Origin of the sequence: Aurantimonas manganoxydans SI85-9A1 (genome assembly GCF_000153465.1) — a bacterium.
Taxonomy (GTDB): domain Bacteria; phylum Pseudomonadota; class Alphaproteobacteria; order Rhizobiales; family Rhizobiaceae; genus Aurantimonas; species Aurantimonas manganoxydans.
The window spans coordinates 2514838-2532774 of the sequence record NZ_CH672387.1; the positions used below are offsets into that span (position 1 = coordinate 2514838).

A 17937-nucleotide genomic window follows, 5' to 3' on the forward strand; every position below is an offset into this window, starting at 1 on the left:
AAAGGTGGAGGCCATGGAAAAGGTCCCGATGACGAACCACGGTTACGACGCTCTGCGCGAGGAGCTCCGTCGTCGCCAGCAGGAGGAGCGTCCGCGGATCATCGCGGCGATTTCCGAGGCGCGCGCCCATGGCGACCTGTCGGAGAACGCCGAGTACCATGCCGCCAAGGAATCCCAGAGCCTGAACGAGGGCCGGATCTCCGAACTGGAAGACCTGACGGCCCGCGCCGAGGTCATCGACGTGACCAAGATGTCCGGCGCGACGATCAAGTTCGGCGCCACGGTCAAGCTGATCGACGAGGACACCGAGGAAGAGAAGACCTACCAGATCGTCGGCGATCAGGAAGCCGACGTGAAGAAGGGCCGCATCTCGATCTCCTCGCCCATCGCCCGCGCGCTGATCGGCAAGACCGACGGCGACACCATCGAGGTCGCTGCGCCCGGCGGTGCCCGCTCCTACGAGATCCTCGAGGTTCGCTGGGCCTGATCGCTTCTGTCTCCGCCCGCCCGTCGGCGCCGCGCCCTGGCGCACGCTGACACGGGTGGGCCCTTCCAAGACCGGCAGGCGGACGCGTCTCGCGCCCGCCGCCCCTGCCCGGCAATCGCAGAAGAACGGCCGCCATGGACATCCGGGACGTCGAGGTCATCGCCCCGAACTTCAAGCGCCGGCTGTCGGGCGTCACCTCCACCATCGTCCAGCTGCTGCCGCTGCAGGCCCGCACCCTCGGCATCGCCACCATGGGTCCGGACGTCCTGCCGCCCGGCGTTCCCCGCCTGGCCTGGTCGGCGCTGCCGAAGCTCTGGACGCGGCCGCGCCATCGCCGCCACCGCATCTGGCATGCCCGCCGCAATATCGAGATGATCGCCGGCATCGTCCTGCGCGACATTCTCCGCATGCCGCTGAAACTTGTCTTCACCTCGGCCGCCCAGCGCCATCACAAGGGCCCGACCCGCTTCCTCATCCGCCGGATGGACGCGGTGATCGCCACCAGCGCACGCAGCGCCGCCTTTCTGCAGGTGCGCTCGCGAATCGTCATGCATGGCATCGATCTCGACCGTTTCGGCCCGCACGGTCCGCTCCCCGAAGGCCCGCAGGGGCAGGCGCTCGAAGGCCGCAGGATCGTCGGATGCTCCGGCCGCATCCGGCACCAGAAGGGTACCGATCTCTTCGTCGAGGCGATGATCGCGCTGCTGCCCGCGCGCCCGGACTGGATTGCCGTCATCACCGGTCGCACGACCGCCGAACACGCTGCCTACGAAGCGAGCCTCCGCCAGCGCATCGCCGATGCCGGGCTTGCCGACCGCATCCTCCTTCTCGGGGAAGTCGCGGACGTCACCGCGTGGTTCCGGCGGTTCGACCTCTATGTGGCGCCGCCGCGCAACGAGGGGTTCGGCCTGACGCCGCTGGAAGCGATGGCCAGCGGCACGCCGGTGGTCGCCAGCGACGCCGGCGCCTTTGCCGAGCAGATCGTGGAGGGCGTGACCGGCCGCGTGGTGCCGGTGGGCGACGCCGGCGCGCTGGCGGATGCGATCGCCCCCTATCTGGACGACGCCGCGCTTCGCCAGCGTGCCGCGGAGGCAGGCCTTCTGCGGGTCAGGGACGCGTTTCCGCTGACGCGGGAAGCGGCGGAAATCCGCGAGGTCTACGAGACGCTCTGGTCGTCGTAGCGGCGCAATCGCGCAGCCATCGCGTCGCGCGATACCGGCAGGACGGCCGTGAACGCCGCTGCGTCGAAGCCTGCCGGACGAAACTCGACGTCGGCAAGACGGCGCGCCTGCACCAGCGCCAGCCGTAGCTGCGTGCCGATCCGACGTCCCGTATAGGGCAGATTGGCCCAGCTCAGCGGCAGGCGCTGGCGAGGCTGATGGATCGACGTCTGGGTCGACAGGCCGACATCGAAGCCGCGCTCTTCCAGGAGATGAACCTGCATGGTCGCCGCCGGCTCGACCTGCGCCGTCCGCAAGCGGCAGACGCCGAACATGAAGGCGTCCACCGGGGCGGCCTGCGTCTCGGCCTTCGCCAGCAGCGCCCGGGCGCCGTTCCGGGAGACGAAATAGGCGCCTGCTCCCGACTTCTCGCGCACCAGTTCGGTGAAACGGACCCCGCCAACGGTGGTGCCGCCGCGCTTGCGAAAGAACTTGCGGCGACCGACCGTCTCGAAATTGACGAGGTCGAAGTTGCTGGCCGCAGCGTTTGCGACAGCCCGCGGAAAATGCGTGCCGAAGACCGTGTCGTCCTCCAGGACGATCAGGCCGTCCTCGCTGGCTGCCGCCCGCTCCCACAGCCTGCGATGCGAGAGGAAGGCCGCCAGTTCCGGCCGGGTCATCGGCCGCTCCCAGCTGGTGGAGAGACGCGCGTAGCTCGCGTCGTCGATACCGGCGACAGTGCAGGCTTCCTGGCGATGCACGTCCAGCCCGATTGCTTCGGCCTGCACCTCGATGAGCGCCCGGCGTTCGCGGGCGTCGGCGAGATTGATGAACCAGATGTCGGGGATGGCGCGCACCGTTGTTGTCTCAGTCCGTCCAGACCGACGGGAACAGCAGGATCAGCACCGTCACCAGTTCGAGACGCCCCAGCAGCATCACGACCGACAGGGTCCACAAAGCGGGGTCCGGCAAGGAGGCAAAATTGCCGGCCGGCCCGATGATCTGGCCGAAGCCCGGACCGACATTGGCGATGGCGGTCAAAGTGCCCGAAAAGGCGGTGATCAGGTCGAGCCCGAACATGGTCAAGAGGACGGTGCCGAGGAGCAGCGTCCCGAAGAACAGGAAGAAGAAGATCGTCACCGTCTGGATCGTCTCGGACGAGATGTCGTCATTGCCGTATTTCAGCCGGATGATGGCGTGCGGGCGCACCAGCCGGCGGAAGCTGGAGCGCACGAGGCGGTAGAGGATGACGAGGCGGTTGGCCTTGATTCCGCCCGAGGTCGAGCCGGCACAGCCGCCGAGGAAGGTGGCGAGGAAGAACAGGCCGATCGCGGCGTTCGACCAGAGCGTATAATCCTCCGAGGCAAAGCCCGTAGTGGTGATCACCGAGACGAGGTTGAAGGCCGACGAGATCAGCGCCTCGCCGAAGGGCGTGTCGTTGACCACCCGCCGGGTCACGGCGATGGCGAAGCTGAGGACGAGGCAGGTCATCAGGAAGACGGCGATCTGCGGGTCGCGCCAGAGCTGGAAGCGCCGCGGCAGGAAGGCGCGGATATAGATGACGAAGGGCAGCGCTGCGAGGATCATGAAGAGCGTCGCGGCAACGAGTATGCCGTTGCTCTCGAAATAGCCCATCGAGGCGTCATGGGTGGAGTAGCCGCCCGTCGCCATGGTGGTCATGGCGTGGTTGACCGCATCGAAGAAGCTCATGCCGAGCGAGGTATAGGCGGCGGTGCACAGGATGGTGAGCACCGTATAGGCCGCGATCAGGCCACCGGTCAGCTGGTTCACCCGCGGCAGCACCTTGTCCGACTTGTCGGAGCTTTCCATGTGGAACAGCGCCAGGCCGCCGGCCCGCAGCGACGGCAGGACCAGAAGCACCATGCCGATGATGCCGATGCCGCCGAGCCATTGCAGCAGCGAGCGCCAAAGGAGAAGGCCGCGCGGCAGGGCGTCGAGGCCGGAGATCACCGTCGAGCCGGTCGTCGTCAGGCCGGACATGGATTCGAAGATCGCCCCGGCGAAGGTCACGTTGACGGAGGCGATGTAGATCGGCAGCGCCCCGATCAGCGTAGCGAAGAGCCAGACGCTGGTGACGAGCTGGAATCCCAGCCGCTGGGTGAATTTCGGACGCTCCCCGCGGGTGGCCGTGGCCAGGAGGATGCAGACCATCCCGACCAGCAGGCTGCAGCCGACGAAGACGCGCCAGTCCTCGTTCTGGTCGGCCACGTCGACGAGCGCAGGAATGAGCATCGCAGCCGCGAGTCCCAGCCCGAAATTCGAGGTGACGTACGCGATGGTCCTGAAAATGGAATGGCTCCGGGACGTGGCAGCTTCGGGAGGCGAAGGCCTCGCGTGAAGCGGTCTCTTACCCCCTTGGCGCGCGCTCGGCAATCGAGCGGGGGATGACCGACGCTACGGCAGTCGATCGTGTTGCAGCCCAGCACCCCCTCGTCTATTGAACGGGCGGGCGGCCGTCGCCATCTGCCGGGACGCCAATCCAGCGAGGCCAACATGACCGAACGCCATGCGGAAATCCTGATCGTCGGCTCCGGCCCGGCAGGCTACACCGCCGCCATCTACGCTGCGCGCGCGATGATGAAGCCGCTGCTCGTCGCCGGCCTTCAGGAAGGCGGCCAGCTGACGATCACGACCGACGTCGAGAACTATCCGGGCTACGCCGATCCCGTCCAGGGTCCCTGGATGATGGAGCAGATGAAGGCGCAGGCGCTCAATGTGGGTGCCGAGATGGCGAGCGACCTGATCGTGTCGGCCGATCTCGACCGGCGGCCCTTCCGCCTGACCGGCGATTCCGGCACCGTCTACACCTGCGACGCGCTGATTATCGCGACGGGGGCCCAGGCCAAGTGGCTCGGCCTGCCCAGCGAGGACCTGTTTCAGGGCTTCGGCGTCTCGGCCTGCGCCACCTGCGACGGATTCTTCTATCGCGGCAAGGACGTGGTCGTGGTCGGCGGCGGCAATACCGCCATCGAGGAAGCGCTGTATCTGTCGCACATCGCCAAGTCGGTGACGCTGGTGCATCGCCGCGACGAGTTCCGCGCCGAGCGGATCCTGCAGGAGCGTGTCTTCAAAACCGACAACATCGAGATCGTCTGGAACAGCGAGATCGACGAGATCCTCGGCGAGACCAAGCCGATGAAGTCGGTCACCGGCGTGCGGTTGCGTGACCGCGTCACCGGCGAAACCAGCGAGCGGGCAACCCATGGCGTCTTCGTCGCCATCGGCCATGCGCCGGCGGTCGAACTGTTCACCGGCAAGCTCAAGCAGAAGCCGTCCGGCTATCTGTGGGTCGAGCCGGGCACGACGCAGACCTCGGTTCCGGGTGTCTTTGCGGCGGGCGACGTTGCCGACGATGTGTACCGTCAGGCGGTGACGGCTGCAGGCATGGGCTGCATGGCGGCGCTCGAGGCAGAGAAATGGCTGGCCGTTCAGGCCGTGGAAGACAAGCGGCAGGCTGCCGAGTAGCTGATGCGGGCAGGCATCGTGCCTGCCGGGCCTCAGGCCGTCCGGGGATAACGACCTATGGCTCTCGACTGGGATAAACTGCGGATCTTTCACGCCGCCGCCGAAGCGGGATCGTTTACCCATGCGGCGGACGTCCTGAATCTCAGCCAGTCGGCGATCAGCCGGCAGGTCGCGGCGCTGGAGCAGGAAGTCGGAACGCCCCTCTTCCACCGCCATGCCCGCGGCCTGGTCCTGTCGGAACAGGGCGAACTGCTGTTCCACACCGCCAGCGATGTCCTGAAGCGTCTCGAGCAGGTGCGCATGCAGCTCACCGAGACGCGCGAGAAGCCGACCGGCAAGCTGCGGGTGACGACCACCGTCGGTCTCGGCTCCGGCTGGCTCACGGAACGCGCCAAGGAGTTCCTCGAGCTCTATCCCGAGCTCGAGCTGCAGCTTGTCTTCGACAACGAGGAAATCGACCTCACCATGCGCAAGGCCGACGCGGCGATTCGCCTGCGCCAGCCGCAGCAGCCGGACCTGATCCAGCGCCGCCTGTTCACGGTGCATCTGCATGTCTATGCGTCGCCGGCCTATCTGAACCGCTTCGGCACGCCGGAGACGGTCGAGGATCTCGACAACCACCGGATCATCACCTTCGGCGAGCCGGCTCCGAACTATCTGCGCAACCTGAACACGCTGGAGACGGTGGGCTTGCCCGACGGCAAGAGCCGCAGCCCGATCCTGCAGATCAACAATCTGATGGCGATCCGGTCGGCGATCGAAAGCGGCATCGGCCTGGCGCTTCTGCCGGACTACATGATCGACAAGCGGGTGAAGCTGGTACAGGTGCTGCCGGAGATGGAGATGCCGACCTTCGACACCTATCTCTGCTATCCCGAGCAGATGCGGAACGCCGCCAAGCTCAAGGTGTTTCGCGACTTCCTGATTTCCAAGGCGCGCACCTGGGCCTTCTGAGGGCCGGACTGCGCTGTCTTCTCCCGTAGCAAGGAGGCGCGACGTGCGTTGCTGGAAACCCACCGATCGGCACGGTGCGAGCGAACGCCCCGTGCCGCGCGGCGATCACCGCCGCGAAGGGGAACCGACCGGGTCGGTCCCCGCCGATTGCTACATTCCGGCCTTTTCGGTGATGCCCTTCAGCCCGGCGTCATAGATGCCGAGCATGACCTCTTCGGCCTCGGCATCGGTCGCGCCCTTGGCATCGAAGCTGCCGGTCCAACTGATCTGCGAGCCCTCGCCCGCTTCCGTCACCGTGATGGTCGATTCGTAATTGTCGACCGGCAGCGGGCCCTCCACGGCGGTGTAGGTGTAGCTCATGGCATCGTCGTCCCAGGCCACGAGTTCCTCGACGATCATGGCGCCGTCGCCGAGCGTCAGCGTGCGGCGGGTCTTGCCGTCGGCCTCGGCTTCCTCGCATTTGGCCACAGCCGGATGCCACGCGCCGATCCCGCAGAAATCACCGATCGCAGCCCAGACCGCGGCCGGCTTGGCGTCGACCTCGACCGTTCGGCCGATATCGAGCGCGTAGGCCGGCTCCGCCAGCATCATCGTCGCCGCGGCCACTCCCCAGGTCAGTTTGCGCATATGTCGTCTCCTCCGCACGCACGGCACGGCCGCGCGTCATTGCAGTGCCCGTGACCCAAGCTAGTTCGAACCCCTGGAACTGGAAGGGCGCGACGGGTGATCGACGCGGCGGATGAGGCGGAGACGGCCCCTCCCCCGGTACAATCCGGCGAGCAGGCAAAAAAATGGGCGGCACTGAGGCCGCCCGAAATTTGGCTGGAGTATCAGGCCATGAAAACCTGATGTCGTTCAAACGTGGCCGATACCGGATGGTTGCATCCGGGTCGTCGATTCCGTGGATCATGCGGTTTGCGGCCAAAGCGAAGGCGGAACTGTTCGCACCCGCAACCAATGCAGCACGGTGGCGTTAGGGGAGCGGGGCGCGATCTTACGACCGCAGGCGGGCAGTCGCCCGCCCAGTGGCAAGACGGCGCAGTCAAATTTCGACCTCAGGAGTCACATTCATGTTTCGCGACAAGCCTACCGCCTACGATCGCCTGTCCGACGCACTCAGCGACATCGGCGAGCGTCTCGCGGAGATCGAGGAGCGTGCGGTCGAGACAGTCCGCCCGCGCCCGACGCGCACCGAGCGCCTTCGCCGTTCGTTCGATCGCGCCAACCCGTTCCATTCCGAGCCGACGGGCCTTGCCCGCTATCTGCCGGATTTCGCCACGGGCTGGAGCCTGCCGAGCACCGACGAGGCCCGTCGCCATGCGCGCTCGCTGCGCGACAGCGCCGAGCACGGCGCCCATGACGCCCGCGGCTATTTCGACGACGCGCGCAATTATCTCTCCAGCGTCCGCCTGCCGCGCTCCATCCGGCGCAGCGAGCCCGAGCGGGTTCTCGACAGCCTGCGGGCCCGGCCCGAACTGACCGGCCTCCTCGTCGTCGGCGGCGCGATCGCCGTCGTCGGTGCGGCGTATTTCGTCACCAAGAAGGTGCAGGAGCACACCGAGGAGCCCGATTACGACGTCGTGCGTGACGATGGCGAGATCCAGATCCGCGACTATGACGGCATGGTCGTCGCCGAGACGATCAAGAGCGGCTACCACGAGAAGGCGCGCCGCAGCGGCTTCGAGACACTGTACGACTACATCGCGGCGAAGAGCCGGTCGGGCAAGAAGATCGCCATGACCAGCCCGGTGCTGCAGCAGCTCGCCGAGGGCGACGGCCACACCAAGGGCTGGGCCGTCCGCTTCATCATGCCGAAGAAGTACACGCGGGCCAGCCTGCCGGAGCCGACCAATACCGGCGTCACGCTGAAGGAAGTGCCGGCGCGCCGCATGGTGTCGATTTCGTTCTCCGGCAATTTCAACGCCACGCTGGCCAGCAAGCAGCTGATGAAGCTATACAATTATCTGGCAGACAACAACCTGACCCAGAAGGGCGATCCGGAATACGCCTTCTACAACCCGCCCTGGACGCCGGGCTTCATGAAGCGCAACGAGATCCTCATCGAGATCATGCGCTAACAGCCCTTGCAGCGGTGTCCGGAACCCTACGGAACCCCGGTCGCCGCGCCGATCGTGACGAAGACCTGAAAGCCCGCCACGCGCGGGCTTTCTGCTGTCCGGCAGAAAATCCCTACAATTCGACACATTAACTAGAGATCGTCTTTCCGTTCAGGCTGTCACTGAACATGTTGCAATTTCTTCTGCGCTCGTCTTGACTGTTCTCATCTGAGCAATCGCTGGAGTGTATGAGTATGAAGCGACTTGTTGCTTTGCTGACCGCGGGGAGCAGCCTGCTGCTCGCCGTCTCGCCATCCATGGCGGGCGGAAGCCGTGCCATCTCCTGCTACCAGCCGGTGCATGAGCCGGCGGAATACGCATCGGTTGCGGAAACCGTGATGGTGCGCCCTGCCGAGACCGTCTACGAGACGGTGCCGCCGGTCTATGGCACCGAGAAGCGCCACGTCCTCGTCGAGCCGGAGCGCGTCGTGCGCAGCGTCGTGCCCGCCCGCTACGAGACCGTCGCGCGCAAGGTTCTCATCCACCCGGCCCGGACCGTCCACCGCTCCTCCCCGCCCGTCTATCGCAAGGTCGCCGAAACGGTGATGGTGCATCCGGCGACCGAGCGCTGGGAATGGCGGGTGATCAACGGACACCGGGTCTATTGCCGCGTCGCGGTGCCGGCGCGCTATGAGACCCGGTATCGCAAGGTCGTCGTCGATCCCGGCGATAGCTGGACCGAGACGATCCCGGCCGAATACGGCGTCGAGCATGTGCGGGTGGAGGTCGAGCCGGCCCGGACCCGCGAGCATGTCGTTCCCGCGCGCTACGAGACGGTCCGCGAGACGGTGGTGCTGGAACCGGCGCGTTCGGTCGCACGCACCATTCCGGCCGAATACGATACCCGCCATCGCCGGGTGAAGGTGCGTGAAGGCCGCTCGGGCTGGCAGCAGGTGCATCTGCGCAACTCCTGCTGAGGCAGGCCGGCTGCACGTATTCCATGAACAGAAGAGCTGGCCGGGCGCATCGCCCGGCCAGTTTGTGTTTGCGGCAGATGCCGTCCGGGCAGTGGCGGACCGCCGGCATTCGCGAGTCCGGGCAAGGGCCTGGCCAACTGTCTTCAGGGATCGATTCAACGCCAGGCGACGGCGCGCGCGCCTTGCCCGCCGGCCGATCGGACTGCCGGAAACCGCTCAGACCTTGATGACGTAGTGCTTCTTGGTCGGCTCCACGACCTTCCAGCGTCCCTTGAAGCCGGGGCGGATGACGAAGCTGTCGCCGGCGACGAGCTTGACCGGCTCGCACCCGTCCTCGGTCAGGACGGAGACGCCTTCCAGGATGTGGAAGAACTCCCACTCATCATAGTCGATGTCCCATTCGCCGGCGGAGGATTCCCAGATGCCGGCATAGAGACCGTCGCCGGTCTCCTCCATGTTCCAGGTCTTGTTGCTCGGGCGGCCGCTGCGGATCTTGTCCTTGTCGGGCGCGCCGGTCTCGACGGGCACCAGCGCCTTGTCGAACCGGACGAAATGTTCGGTCATGTCGGTCTCCTTCGTCGATCAGCGACGGCCAGAAAGCGCGGCGCGCGCGAGGCGTTCCCGCCGTTGCAGAGAAAAGGGCCGGCCGCACGAAGCGACCGGCCCTTTCCGGATGGCTCGAGTGGCGGCGATCAGACCTTGGCGAGCGCCTGGTCCAGATCGGCGATGATGTCGTCGACATTCTCGATGCCGATCGACAGGCGCACCACGTCCGGGCCGGCGCCCGCCGCGATCCGCTGCTCGTCGGCGAGCTGCTTGTGGGTGGTCGATGCCGGGTGGATCACCAGCGAGCGGGTGTCGCCGATATTGGCGAGATGCGAGAACAGCTCCAGCGCTTCGACGAAGGTGACACCGGCCTCGAAGCCGCCCTTCAGGCCGAAGGTGAAGACGGCGCCGGCGCCCTTGGGCGAATATTTCTGCATCATCGCGTGGTTCGGATGGTCCGGCAGGCCCGAATAGGACACCCAGCTCACCTTCTCGTGGCCCTCCAGATGCGCCGCGACGGCCTTGGCGTTGTCGCAGTGGCGCTGCATGCGCAGCGGCAGCGTCTCGATGCCGGTCAGAAGCATGAAGGCGTTGAAGGGCGAGATCGCCGGTCCGAGATCGCGCAGGCCGAGAACGCGGCAGGCGATGGCGAAGGCGAAATTGCCGAAGGTCTCGTGCAGCACGACGCCGTTATATTCCGGCCGCGGCTGCGACAGCATCGGGTAGCGGTCGTTCGCCGACCAGTCGAAGGTGCCGGCGTCGACGATGGCGCCGCCCATGGAATTGCCGTGGCCGCCCATGAACTTGGTCAGCGAATGCACGACGATGTCGGCACCGTGCTCGATCGGCCGGCACAGATAAGGCGTCGCCATGGTGTTGTCGACGATCAGCGGAATGCCGTGCTTCTGGGCGATCGCCGAGATGCCGGCGATGTCGACGACGATGCCGCCGGGATTGGCGATCGACTCGATGAAGATCGCCTTGGTCTTGGGGGTGACCGCCGCCTCGAAGCTGGCGAGGTCGTCCGGGTCGGCCCAGTTGACGGTCCAGCCGAACGACTTGAAGGCGTGGCCGAACTGGTTGATCGAACCGCCATAGAGCTTGCGCGAGGCGACGAATTCGTCGCCCGGCTGCATCATCGCCTGGAAGATGATGAGCTGCGCGGCATGGCCCGAGGCCACGGCCAGCGCCGCTGTGCCGCCCTCGAGCGCGGCGACGCGCTCTTCCAGCACCGCCTGGGTCGGGTTCATGATGCGGGTGTAGATGTTGCCGAACTGCTGGAGCCCGAACAGCGAGGCGGCGTGGTCGACATCCTCGAAGACGAAGGACGTGGTCTGGTAGATCGGCGTCGCCCGGGCGCCCGTCGCCGGATCCGGCTGGGCGCCGGCGTGGATCGCCAGGGTCTCGAAATTCGGTCCGCTCATCTGTCTCTCTCCCCTTCCATGATGCCGTTCCGGACAGCCCTTCCGGGGCCTTACGGTGCTCGGCACGCTCTAGCATGCCGCGCCCGGGGCGGCGAGTTGCCGGCACGGATTTTCCAAATGTCGCAGGACCGGGGATGCAACCGCCGCGCATGCCAGCCATTCTGCGAGGATCGAACGAACCACCAGGGGGACAGCACGCATGCCGAATTCCAACGGACAGATCCGCTACGCCGTCGTCGGCGGCGGCTGGATCTCCCAGGGCGCCTTCATGCCGGGCGTCGGCCAGACGTCGAACTCGGTCATGACGGCGATCGTCACCGGCGATCCTGAGAAGGCCCGCGCGCTCGGCGAGCGCTACGACATCAGGCCCTATGGCTATGACAAATACGACGCGCTGCTGGCCAGCGGCGACATCGACGCGGTCTATGTGGCGACGCCGAATTTCCGCCACCGGGAATTCGCCGAGCCGGCGCTGAAGGCCGGCATTCACGTACTCCTGGAAAAGCCGATGGCCGGCAGCCTGGCCGACGCCGAGGCGATCGAGGCCTCGGCCCGCGCTTCCGGCGCCCGGCTGATGCTGGCCTATCGCCTGCATTCCGAGCCCGGCACCCAGGCGATCCTGGCGGCGATCCGCGCCGGCGAGATCGGCACGCCGCGCTTCTTCACCGCGACCTTCGCGCAGAATGTCGATGCCGCGAACCACCGCGCGCAGAACGGCTTCTGGGCCGGGCCGATCCCGGACATGGGCGCCTATCCGATCAACGCGGTGCGCAATTTCTTCGAGGCCGAGCCGATCTCGGTCACGGCCGTCGCGTCGAAGGTGCCCGAACGCGGACTCGGCTGCGCCGACACGGTCAGCGTCATACTCTCCTTCACCGAGGGTCGCGCGGCCAGCTTCACCGTGAGCTATTCCGGCGACAGCGTCGACCGGCTGCATGTGGTCGGAAGCGAGGGAATCATCGAGGCCAACCCGGCCTTCGGCTTCGGCGAGGGCGTGTCCATCGACTTCCGGCTGACGCGGGGTGGCAAGACCGAGGAGCGGACCCATCCGGTGGTCGACCAGTTCGCCGGCGAAACGGCGTATTTCTCCGACTGCATCCTGGAGGACCGCGAGCCCGAGCCGAATGGCGAGGAAGGCGTGCTCGACATGATCGTCATCGAGGCGATCGAGCGAGCGCTGGAGACCGGTCAGCCGCAGGCGCTCGAGCCGCGCAATCGCCAGCGCCGGATGGGAAAGGACCAGGTGCGCGACTTCCCGCTCGCCGACGTGCCGGACTTCGTCAACGCAGCGACGCCCACCGGGTAAGGCCATCGGGGCATCACGCCGGGTGATGCCCCTTTTGCTGCGAGGGAAACCGGCGGTGACCGCGAGGACACAAGGAACCGGTCGGAACGCCCGGTCACGCGTCCAGGGCGATCGTCGAGCCGGCCTCGCCGTTCAGGAGGCGCCTGAGGTGAAAGCTGCAAAGCTGGTCATCCGGCCGCTGCCCGACCTCGGCCGCGAATGCCGCGATCGCGCCCGGATCGCGCGCCACGAGCTTGTCGAAAGCGACGACATAGCCGGCCTGCGACGCGTCCGCCCCGCCGCCGGCCGGGAGCGGTTCGAGCACGCGGAGCGGTTCGTTCCGTCCCTTCAACACAAGGTCGCCCACCGGTCGCCAGCGAAACCCCGGCGCAGCATCGGCAACCCGCGCGCTGACGCAGATCCGCGTCCCGAGCGCCTTGTTGGCCGTTTCCAGACGCGCCGCGACGTTGATCGTGTCGCCATAAGCCGTGTAGTCGAAAAAGCGCTCGCCGCCGAAATTCCCGACGATCGCCGGACCGGAATGAACGCCGATTCGCGTCGCGCCGACGGCAATGCCCCTCTCCTGCCAGGCGGTTCGGAAGCGTTCGGCGAACTGGTCGAGTGCCACGGCGCAAGCAACGGCCCGTTCGGCATGATCCTCCTGTCGGTCCGGTGCGCCGAAGAGAATGTGCAGCGCATCGCCCACCACCTTGGCCAGTGTGCCCGCGTGGTCGAACACGATGGCCGTCATGCCTGCGAGATAGTCGTTCAGGAGCGCGCCGAGGACTTCCGGCTCCATCCTCTCGATCAGGCCGGTGAAATCCGTGATGTCCGTGAAAAGGACTGCGATCTCGCGCCGCTGCCCGGAGAGCTCGGCCATGCCGTTGCCGCTGGCCAGCCGCTCGGCCAGCCCGGGCGAGAAGTAACGCGATAGCACCTCGCGGTTGCGCGCTTCGAGCTCCGCGATCAGGCTGGTATTCTCGATCGCAATGACCGCCTGATCAGCGAAGGTCTGGACCAGTGCCACCTGCCGATCGGTGAAAAGGCGCGCTTCCCGGCGCGACAACCCGATCACTCCGACGACGATGCCGTCGCGTTTCAGCGGTACGGCCAGACCGCCTCGATAGTCCCCGAGCTGGTGCCCCGAGAGCGACCGGAACCGCGGGTCTGCAGGGATATCGGCTATGTTGACGACCTCGCCTGTGAACGCCGCCAGCCCTGTGGTCGTCGCCGCATCGGCAGAGGGCCTCACGGCCAGCTCTTGTGCGAATGTCACCCATTCCGCCGGATAGTTCAGCTGGGCCGCGAGACGGAGATTCTCCCCGCGCCTGAGCCACACGACGCCACGTGTCGCTTCGCACAGCACGATGGCCGAACGGATCAGGGTCGCCAGCACGGTATCGAGGTCGAAGCTGGAGCGACTGATCAATCTGAGAATGTCAGCCGTTGCCTGTTGCTGCATCAGGGCGTCGCCCAGCTCGGTCGCGTCGACCGTGGTGGCATCCGTGCCGGGTTCCTCCCGAGGTCCGGCGTCATCGCCCCGTATCTGCATCACGCTTGTCCTGCTGGCGCGCAGCGGCGCTTCCAAGCCGATGAGAGTGTTCCTGGCCGCGCGGGAAGTCCAGCGGGACGCTCAGCGCTGCGGTCATGGCGAGCAAGCCCTCGCCCTATGGGCACTGTGAGGCGACACTGGACGGCGAACCGGCAACACTTCTTCCATGACCTACGACATCCGCCCGGAACGCTCTGGCGACGCCGCCGAGATCCTGCATCTCGTCACCGCAGCCTTTGCCGATGCGCCACACAGCGGCGGCACCGAGGCCGCCATCATCGATGCGCTGCGCGCCGATGACGCGCTGACGGTGTCGCTCGTCGCGGCCGCGGACGGGAAGATTGTCGGTCATGCCGCCATCTCGCCGGTGACGATCGACGGACGCGCTGTCGGCTGGTTCGGCCTCGGACCGGTGGCCGTCTTGCCCGATCGCCAGAGGCGGGGGATCGGCGGCGCCCTCGTGCGGACTGGTCTCGACCGCCTCCGGAACCAGGGAGCCAGGGGCTGCGTGGTGCTTGGCGGTCCCGGCTATTATCGCCGCTTCGGCTTTGCGGCCGATGCGCAGCTTCGCTACCCGGATGCGCCGGCGCCGTATTTCATGCGCCTTGCCTTCGGTCCCGACATCCCGGCGGGCCGCGTCGCCTACCATCCGGGCTTTGCCGCGCGATGATCGGGTCGGCGCCCCGGTCGCGGAGCGAAGCGCCCTCGCCTATTTCGCCCGGTTCAGCCCGTAGCTCTGGAACCCCTTGCCCATGGCCGGCTTCTTCGACGAGAGGACGCGCGAATTGACGCCGTTCCAGCCGATCTCGCCGGACAGGCGCGCATATTCGATCTTCGGGCAGCGATCCATGACGACGGTGAGGCCTTCGGCCTCGGCCGTCCGCGCCGCCACGTCGTTGCGGATGCCGAGCTGCATCCAGATGACCGAGGGGCGCGGATCCATCCCCAGCGCCTCTTCGACGATCCCCGGCACGGCATCGGCGGAGCGGAAGATGTCGACCATGTCGACCGGCTCGGGGATGCTGGCGAGGTCGGCATGGCAGCGCTGGCCGAGGAGGTCCTGGCCGGCGAGGCCCGGATTGACCGGAATGACGCGGTAGCCCTTGGCCAGCAGGTATTTCAGGACGAAGTAGGAGGGGCGCACCGGCTTGGCGCTGGCGCCGACGAGGGCGATGGTCTTCACCCGGCCGAGCAGGCCGCGCATGGCGGCGTCGTCATAGACCAGCGGTGCCGGCGCGGCGGCACCCGGGGCGATCTCCGCCGGGCTCATTCGTGGGTCCATTCCGGCTTGCGCTTCTCCAGGAAGGCGCCGATGCCCTCTTCCGCGTCCTTGGCCAGCATGTTCTCGGTCATCACCGAGGCGGCATATTCATAGGCGTCCGACAGCCCCATCTCGGCCTGCCGGTAGAACGCCTCCTTGCCGGTCTTCACCGTCATCGCCGACTTGGAGGCGATGGTGGTGGCGTATTTGCCGACGATGGTGCCGAGATATTCCGGCGGCACGACCCGGTTGACCAGACCGAACTCGCGGGCCGAGCGGGCGTCGATGGTCTCGCCCGTCAGCAGCATTTCCATGGCGTGCTTGCGGCTGAGATTGCGCGACAGCGCCACCATCGGCGTCGAGCAGAACAGGCCGATATTGACGCCCGGCGTGCAGAACTGCGCTTCCTCGGAGGCGATGGCGAGATCGCAGGAGGCCACGAGCTGGCAGCCGGCGGCCGTGGCGAGGCCGTTCACCTCGGCGATCACCGGCGCGGGATGGCGGACGATCGCCTGCATCACCTCGGAGCATTTGCGCATCGTCGCCGCGAAGAAGGCGCGGCCGCGATCGGCGTCGCTGCGATGGGCGGTCAGCTCCTTCAGGTCGTGGCCGGCCGAGAAGATCTTGCCGGCGCCGGCGATGACGACGACGCGGTTGTCGGTGTCGGCAGCCGCATCGGCGAGCGCGGCGAGGATCGCGTCCATCATCGCCATCGACAGGGCGTTCGCCGGCGGGCTGGACAGGACGATCCGGGTCAGGCCCGTCGCGCGCTGGATTTCGACGGGATGCTGGCCCGCATCGGCGATTTCAAAGATGTCTGCCATGATCGGTTCCGGTCGACTGAAGGAAGGCGTTACCGCCACCTTCAACAGAATCGCCCCGCCCTCCGCAAGATCGTCGGTGCGCTCCGGCTAATGCTCCCCGCGATATCGTCAGTCCGACTGGCCATAGCAGGGCCCCGAAGCTAGGACGGTGCAGGTCGGGAGGAGGCATCTGCCCGGCCCGGACAGGAGCGGGAGGAACGCGCGCGTGCAGCCGATCATGACGAAAGCCGAACTCGAAGCCTTTCTCGACAGCGACTTTCCGCAGCTCGGCGGACGCGAGGGGGGCTTTTCCATCGTTGATGTCGCACCCGGCTCGGCGACCATGCGGCTCGACGCCGGAGACCGGCATCTGCGACCAGGCGGCACCGTCTCCGGCCCCAGCCTCTTCGCGCTGGCCGATGTCGCTGCCTATGTCGCCATCCTCGCCCATATCGGGCCGGTGGCGCTGGCCGTCACCACCAATCTGTCGATCAACTTCCTGCGCAAGCCCGAGCCCGGCGGCATCCTTGGCGAGGCCCGGCTCCTGAAGCTCGGCAAGCGGCTGGCGGTCGTCGACATCTCCCTGACCAATGCCGCGGACGCGGCGCTGGTCGCCCATGCCGTGGCGACCTATTCGATCCCGCCCCGATGAGACGCGCGCGGCACTGCGGTATCATGATACCTTGACGCCGCGATCCCCTGCATGACAGGGGCTCGCGAAGGGTGCCGATACGTCTTTTGACGTTGACAGACGCGGTGCGGGCCCGTATGTCCCGCTCCACGAAGAGCCGGCTCGCGCCGCCTTCCCAAGATCGACGGCCACAGCGGCCGGCAACGATGCTCACGAACACCCAAGGGCAGAATATGAAAACCTTCTCGCAGAAGACCGAGACGGTGGAGAAGAAGTGGATCCTGATCGACGCCGAAGGGCTCGTCGTCGGCCGCCTCGCTTCCATCGTTGCGCTTCGCCTCCGCGGCAAGCACAAGCCGACCTTCACGCCGCATGTCGATGATGGCGACAACATCATCATCATCAATGCGGACAAGATCGTCCTGACCGGCAAGAAGTACGAGAACAAGACGTACTACTGGCACACCGGTTATGCCGGCGGCATCAAGGAGCGCAAGGCGCGCCACATCCTCGAGGGCCGCTTCCCGGAGCGCGTCGTCGAGAAGGCCATCGAGCGCATGCTGCCGCGCGGCCCGCTCGGCCGTCGCCAGCTCAAGAACCTCCGCGTCTACGCCGGTGCCGAGCACCCGCATGAGGCGCAGTCCCCCGAGACGCTCGACGTCCGGGCCATGAACTCCAAGAACTCGAGGGCCGCATAATGTCCCAGCTCTCTTCGCTCGAAGAACTCGGCACGGCCGAAGTCACCGCACAGCCGGAAGCCCCGGTGCATGTGCAGAAGCTCGACCAGTACGGTCGCGCCTATGCTACCGGCAAGCGCAAGGATGCGGTTGCCCGCGTCTGGGTGAAGCCGGGCACCGGCAAGATCACGATCAACGATCGCGATTTCACCGCGTATTTCGCACGTCCGGTCCTGCAGATGGTGCTGCGTCAGCCGATCGTCGCCGCGGCCCGTGACGGCCAGTTCGACGTCGTCGCCACGGTGGCCGGCGGTGGTCTGTCCGGCCAGGCCGGTGCGGTCCGCCACGGCATCTCCAAGGCGCTGACCTATTACGAGCCGGGCCTGCGCGCGGTTCTCAAGAAGGGCGGCTTCCTGACGCGCGACTCGCGTACGGTCGAGCGCAAGAAGTACGGCAAGGCGAAGGCCCGCCGGTCCTTCCAGTTCTCCAAGCGCTGATCGGCGCGGCGGCGTCTGCCGCCGCCCTTTCTCCCGCGAAGTTCTAAGCCGCCGGGTGGTCGCCCGGCGGCTTTTTGCTTATGTGGGCGCGACAGGCTGGTCTGGCGCATCGGAGCTGCGCCCGGCCCCGGCCACCTTCG

Annotated in this window: 19 protein-coding genes; 11 read left to right on the forward strand and 8 right to left on the reverse strand. The window is 66.8% G+C overall.

Annotation, left to right across the window (positions count from 1 at the left end; all coding sequences use genetic code 11):
• The first annotated feature begins 13 nt into the window (after window positions 1-13).
• Entirely contained in the window at window positions 14-487 is a 474-nt protein-coding gene (gene greA / locus SI859A1_RS11870; protein ID WP_009209998.1) for a transcription elongation factor GreA, read from the forward strand.
• A gap of 134 nt (window positions 488-621) precedes the next feature.
• Complete coding sequence (locus tag SI859A1_RS11875; protein ID WP_009209999.1) at window positions 622-1668, forward strand: glycosyltransferase family 4 protein; 1047 nt, start codon at window positions 622-624, stop codon at window positions 1666-1668.
• Here SI859A1_RS11875 and SI859A1_RS11880 read toward each other — a convergent pair.
• Together SI859A1_RS11880 and SI859A1_RS11885 are read right to left on the reverse strand one after the other, a co-directional pair.
• On the reverse strand, window positions 1644-2504 hold the full coding sequence (locus SI859A1_RS11880; protein WP_009210000.1) for a glycosyltransferase family 25 protein: 861 nt from the start codon (window positions 2502-2504) through the stop codon (window positions 1644-1646). The genes SI859A1_RS11875 and SI859A1_RS11880 overlap by 25 nt on opposite strands.
• A gap of 10 nt (window positions 2505-2514) precedes the next feature.
• The gene (locus SI859A1_RS11885) at window positions 2515-3900 is read right to left on the reverse strand and encodes a TrkH family potassium uptake protein (RefSeq protein WP_040325743.1); all 1386 of its coding nucleotides are present in this window, start codon (window positions 3898-3900) and stop codon (window positions 2515-2517) included.
• A 261-nt stretch (window positions 3901-4161) separates the two neighbouring features.
• Between SI859A1_RS11885 and trxB the strand changes: the two genes are divergently transcribed.
• Both trxB and SI859A1_RS11895 read left to right on the forward strand, forming a co-directional pair.
• Window positions 4162-5133, forward strand: a complete 972-nt coding sequence (gene trxB / locus SI859A1_RS11890) for a thioredoxin-disulfide reductase (protein WP_024351294.1) — start codon at window positions 4162-4164, stop codon at window positions 5131-5133.
• A gap of 57 nt (window positions 5134-5190) precedes the next feature.
• Entirely contained in the window at window positions 5191-6087 is an 897-nt protein-coding gene (locus SI859A1_RS11895; RefSeq protein WP_009210003.1) for a LysR family transcriptional regulator, read from the forward strand.
• Between the two features lie 150 nt (window positions 6088-6237).
• On the opposite strand, the gene SI859A1_RS11900 is transcribed toward SI859A1_RS11895, so the two are convergent.
• Entirely contained in the window at window positions 6238-6714 is a 477-nt protein-coding gene (locus tag SI859A1_RS11900; protein WP_040325744.1) for an SRPBCC family protein, read from the reverse strand.
• A gap of 443 nt (window positions 6715-7157) precedes the next feature.
• Between SI859A1_RS11900 and SI859A1_RS11905 the strand changes: the two genes are divergently transcribed.
• Complete coding sequence (locus SI859A1_RS11905) at window positions 7158-8165, forward strand: SOUL family heme-binding protein (protein ID WP_050767521.1); 1008 nt, start codon at window positions 7158-7160, stop codon at window positions 8163-8165.
• Window positions 8166-8398: 233 nt separating this feature from the next.
• Window positions 8399-9121, forward strand: a complete 723-nt coding sequence (locus SI859A1_RS11910) for a hypothetical protein (protein WP_148233823.1) — start codon at window positions 8399-8401, stop codon at window positions 9119-9121.
• A gap of 216 nt (window positions 9122-9337) precedes the next feature.
• On the opposite strand, the gene SI859A1_RS11915 is transcribed toward SI859A1_RS11910, so the two are convergent.
• Both SI859A1_RS11915 and SI859A1_RS11920 read right to left on the reverse strand, forming a co-directional pair.
• On the reverse strand, window positions 9338-9685 hold the full coding sequence (locus SI859A1_RS11915) for a cupin domain-containing protein (protein WP_009210007.1): 348 nt from the start codon (window positions 9683-9685) through the stop codon (window positions 9338-9340).
• Window positions 9686-9813: 128 nt separating this feature from the next.
• Complete coding sequence (locus SI859A1_RS11920) at window positions 9814-11091, reverse strand: O-acetylhomoserine aminocarboxypropyltransferase (RefSeq protein ID WP_009210008.1); 1278 nt, start codon at window positions 11089-11091, stop codon at window positions 9814-9816.
• 199 nt (window positions 11092-11290) lie between these two features.
• On the opposite strand from SI859A1_RS11920, the gene SI859A1_RS11925 reads away from it, so the two are divergent.
• Complete coding sequence (locus SI859A1_RS11925) at window positions 11291-12397, forward strand: Gfo/Idh/MocA family protein (protein WP_009210009.1); 1107 nt, start codon at window positions 11291-11293, stop codon at window positions 12395-12397.
• Between the two features lie 94 nt (window positions 12398-12491).
• On the opposite strand, the gene SI859A1_RS20950 is transcribed toward SI859A1_RS11925, so the two are convergent.
• A complete protein-coding gene (locus SI859A1_RS20950; protein ID WP_009210010.1) occupies window positions 12492-13928 on the reverse strand; it encodes an adenylate/guanylate cyclase domain-containing protein in 1437 nt (478 codons plus the stop codon).
• Between the two features lie 166 nt (window positions 13929-14094).
• On the opposite strand from SI859A1_RS20950, the gene SI859A1_RS11935 reads away from it, so the two are divergent.
• Window positions 14095-14598 carry a GNAT family N-acetyltransferase gene (locus SI859A1_RS11935; protein ID WP_009210011.1) on the forward strand — a complete coding sequence of 168 codons (504 nt, stop codon included), beginning with the start codon at window positions 14095-14097 and terminating at the stop codon, window positions 14596-14598.
• Window positions 14599-14637: 39 nt separating this feature from the next.
• Here SI859A1_RS11935 and SI859A1_RS11940 read toward each other — a convergent pair whose 3' ends face one another.
• Together SI859A1_RS11940 and SI859A1_RS11945 are read right to left on the reverse strand one after the other, a co-directional pair.
• Window positions 14638-15132, reverse strand: a complete 495-nt coding sequence (locus SI859A1_RS11940; RefSeq protein WP_009210012.1) for a CoA-binding protein — start codon at window positions 15130-15132, stop codon at window positions 14638-14640.
• Window positions 15133-15194: 62 nt separating this feature from the next.
• Complete coding sequence (locus tag SI859A1_RS11945) at window positions 15195-16013, reverse strand: enoyl-CoA hydratase (RefSeq protein WP_040325745.1); 819 nt, start codon at window positions 16011-16013, stop codon at window positions 15195-15197.
• 217 nt (window positions 16014-16230) lie between these two features.
• Between SI859A1_RS11945 and SI859A1_RS11950 the strand changes: the two genes are divergently transcribed.
• The 3 genes from SI859A1_RS11950 (at window position 16231) to rpsI (ending at window position 17797) form a co-directional block, all read left to right on the forward strand.
• Window positions 16231-16644 (forward strand): PaaI family thioesterase, encoded by a 414-nt coding sequence (locus SI859A1_RS11950; RefSeq protein WP_050767711.1) that lies wholly within the window; start codon window positions 16231-16233, stop codon window positions 16642-16644.
• Between the two features lie 212 nt (window positions 16645-16856).
• The gene (gene rplM / locus SI859A1_RS11955; RefSeq protein ID WP_024351306.1) at window positions 16857-17321 is read left to right on the forward strand and encodes a 50S ribosomal protein L13; all 465 of its coding nucleotides are present in this window, start codon (window positions 16857-16859) and stop codon (window positions 17319-17321) included.
• Window positions 17321-17797 (forward strand): 30S ribosomal protein S9, encoded by a 477-nt coding sequence (rpsI, locus tag SI859A1_RS11960; protein ID WP_009210016.1) that lies wholly within the window; start codon window positions 17321-17323, stop codon window positions 17795-17797. The genes rplM and rpsI overlap by 1 nt, the downstream gene beginning before the upstream one ends.
• The last annotated feature ends 140 nt before the right edge of the window (window positions 17798-17937 follow it).

Excerpts from the sequence above, each read along its gene's own strand:
- greA (WP_009209998.1), top strand. The coding sequence starts at position 14 with ATGGAAAAGGTCCCGATGACGAACCACGGTTACGACGCTCTGCGCGAG.
- SI859A1_RS11875 (WP_009209999.1), top strand. The coding sequence starts at position 622 with ATGGACATCCGGGACGTCGAGGTCATCGCCCCGAACTTCAAGCGCCGG.
- SI859A1_RS11885 (WP_040325743.1), bottom strand. The coding sequence starts at position 3,900 with ATGCTCATTCCTGCGCTCGTCGACGTGGCCGACCAGAACGAGGACTGG.
- trxB (WP_024351294.1), top strand. The coding sequence starts at position 4,162 with ATGACCGAACGCCATGCGGAAATCCTGATCGTCGGCTCCGGCCCGGCA.
- SI859A1_RS11895 (WP_009210003.1), top strand. The coding sequence starts at position 5,191 with ATGGCTCTCGACTGGGATAAACTGCGGATCTTTCACGCCGCCGCCGAA.
- SI859A1_RS11900 (WP_040325744.1), bottom strand. The coding sequence starts at position 6,714 with ATGCGCAAACTGACCTGGGGAGTGGCCGCGGCGACGATGATGCTGGCG.
- SI859A1_RS11905 (WP_050767521.1), top strand. The coding sequence starts at position 7,158 with ATGTTTCGCGACAAGCCTACCGCCTACGATCGCCTGTCCGACGCACTC.
- SI859A1_RS11910 (WP_148233823.1), top strand. The coding sequence starts at position 8,399 with ATGAAGCGACTTGTTGCTTTGCTGACCGCGGGGAGCAGCCTGCTGCTC.
- SI859A1_RS11915 (WP_009210007.1), bottom strand. The coding sequence starts at position 9,685 with ATGACCGAACATTTCGTCCGGTTCGACAAGGCGCTGGTGCCCGTCGAG.
- SI859A1_RS11920 (WP_009210008.1), bottom strand. The coding sequence starts at position 11,091 with ATGAGCGGACCGAATTTCGAGACCCTGGCGATCCACGCCGGCGCCCAG.
- SI859A1_RS11925 (WP_009210009.1), top strand. The coding sequence starts at position 11,291 with ATGCCGAATTCCAACGGACAGATCCGCTACGCCGTCGTCGGCGGCGGC.
- SI859A1_RS20950 (WP_009210010.1), bottom strand. The coding sequence starts at position 13,928 with ATGCAGATACGGGGCGATGACGCCGGACCTCGGGAGGAACCCGGCACG.
- SI859A1_RS11935 (WP_009210011.1), top strand. The coding sequence starts at position 14,095 with ATGACCTACGACATCCGCCCGGAACGCTCTGGCGACGCCGCCGAGATC.
- SI859A1_RS11940 (WP_009210012.1), bottom strand. The coding sequence starts at position 15,132 with ATGCGCGGCCTGCTCGGCCGGGTGAAGACCATCGCCCTCGTCGGCGCC.
- SI859A1_RS11945 (WP_040325745.1), bottom strand. The coding sequence starts at position 16,013 with ATGGCAGACATCTTTGAAATCGCCGATGCGGGCCAGCATCCCGTCGAA.
- SI859A1_RS11950 (WP_050767711.1), top strand. The coding sequence starts at position 16,231 with ATGACGAAAGCCGAACTCGAAGCCTTTCTCGACAGCGACTTTCCGCAG.
- rplM (WP_024351306.1), top strand. The coding sequence starts at position 16,857 with ATGAAAACCTTCTCGCAGAAGACCGAGACGGTGGAGAAGAAGTGGATC.
- rpsI (WP_009210016.1), top strand. The coding sequence starts at position 17,321 with ATGTCCCAGCTCTCTTCGCTCGAAGAACTCGGCACGGCCGAAGTCACC.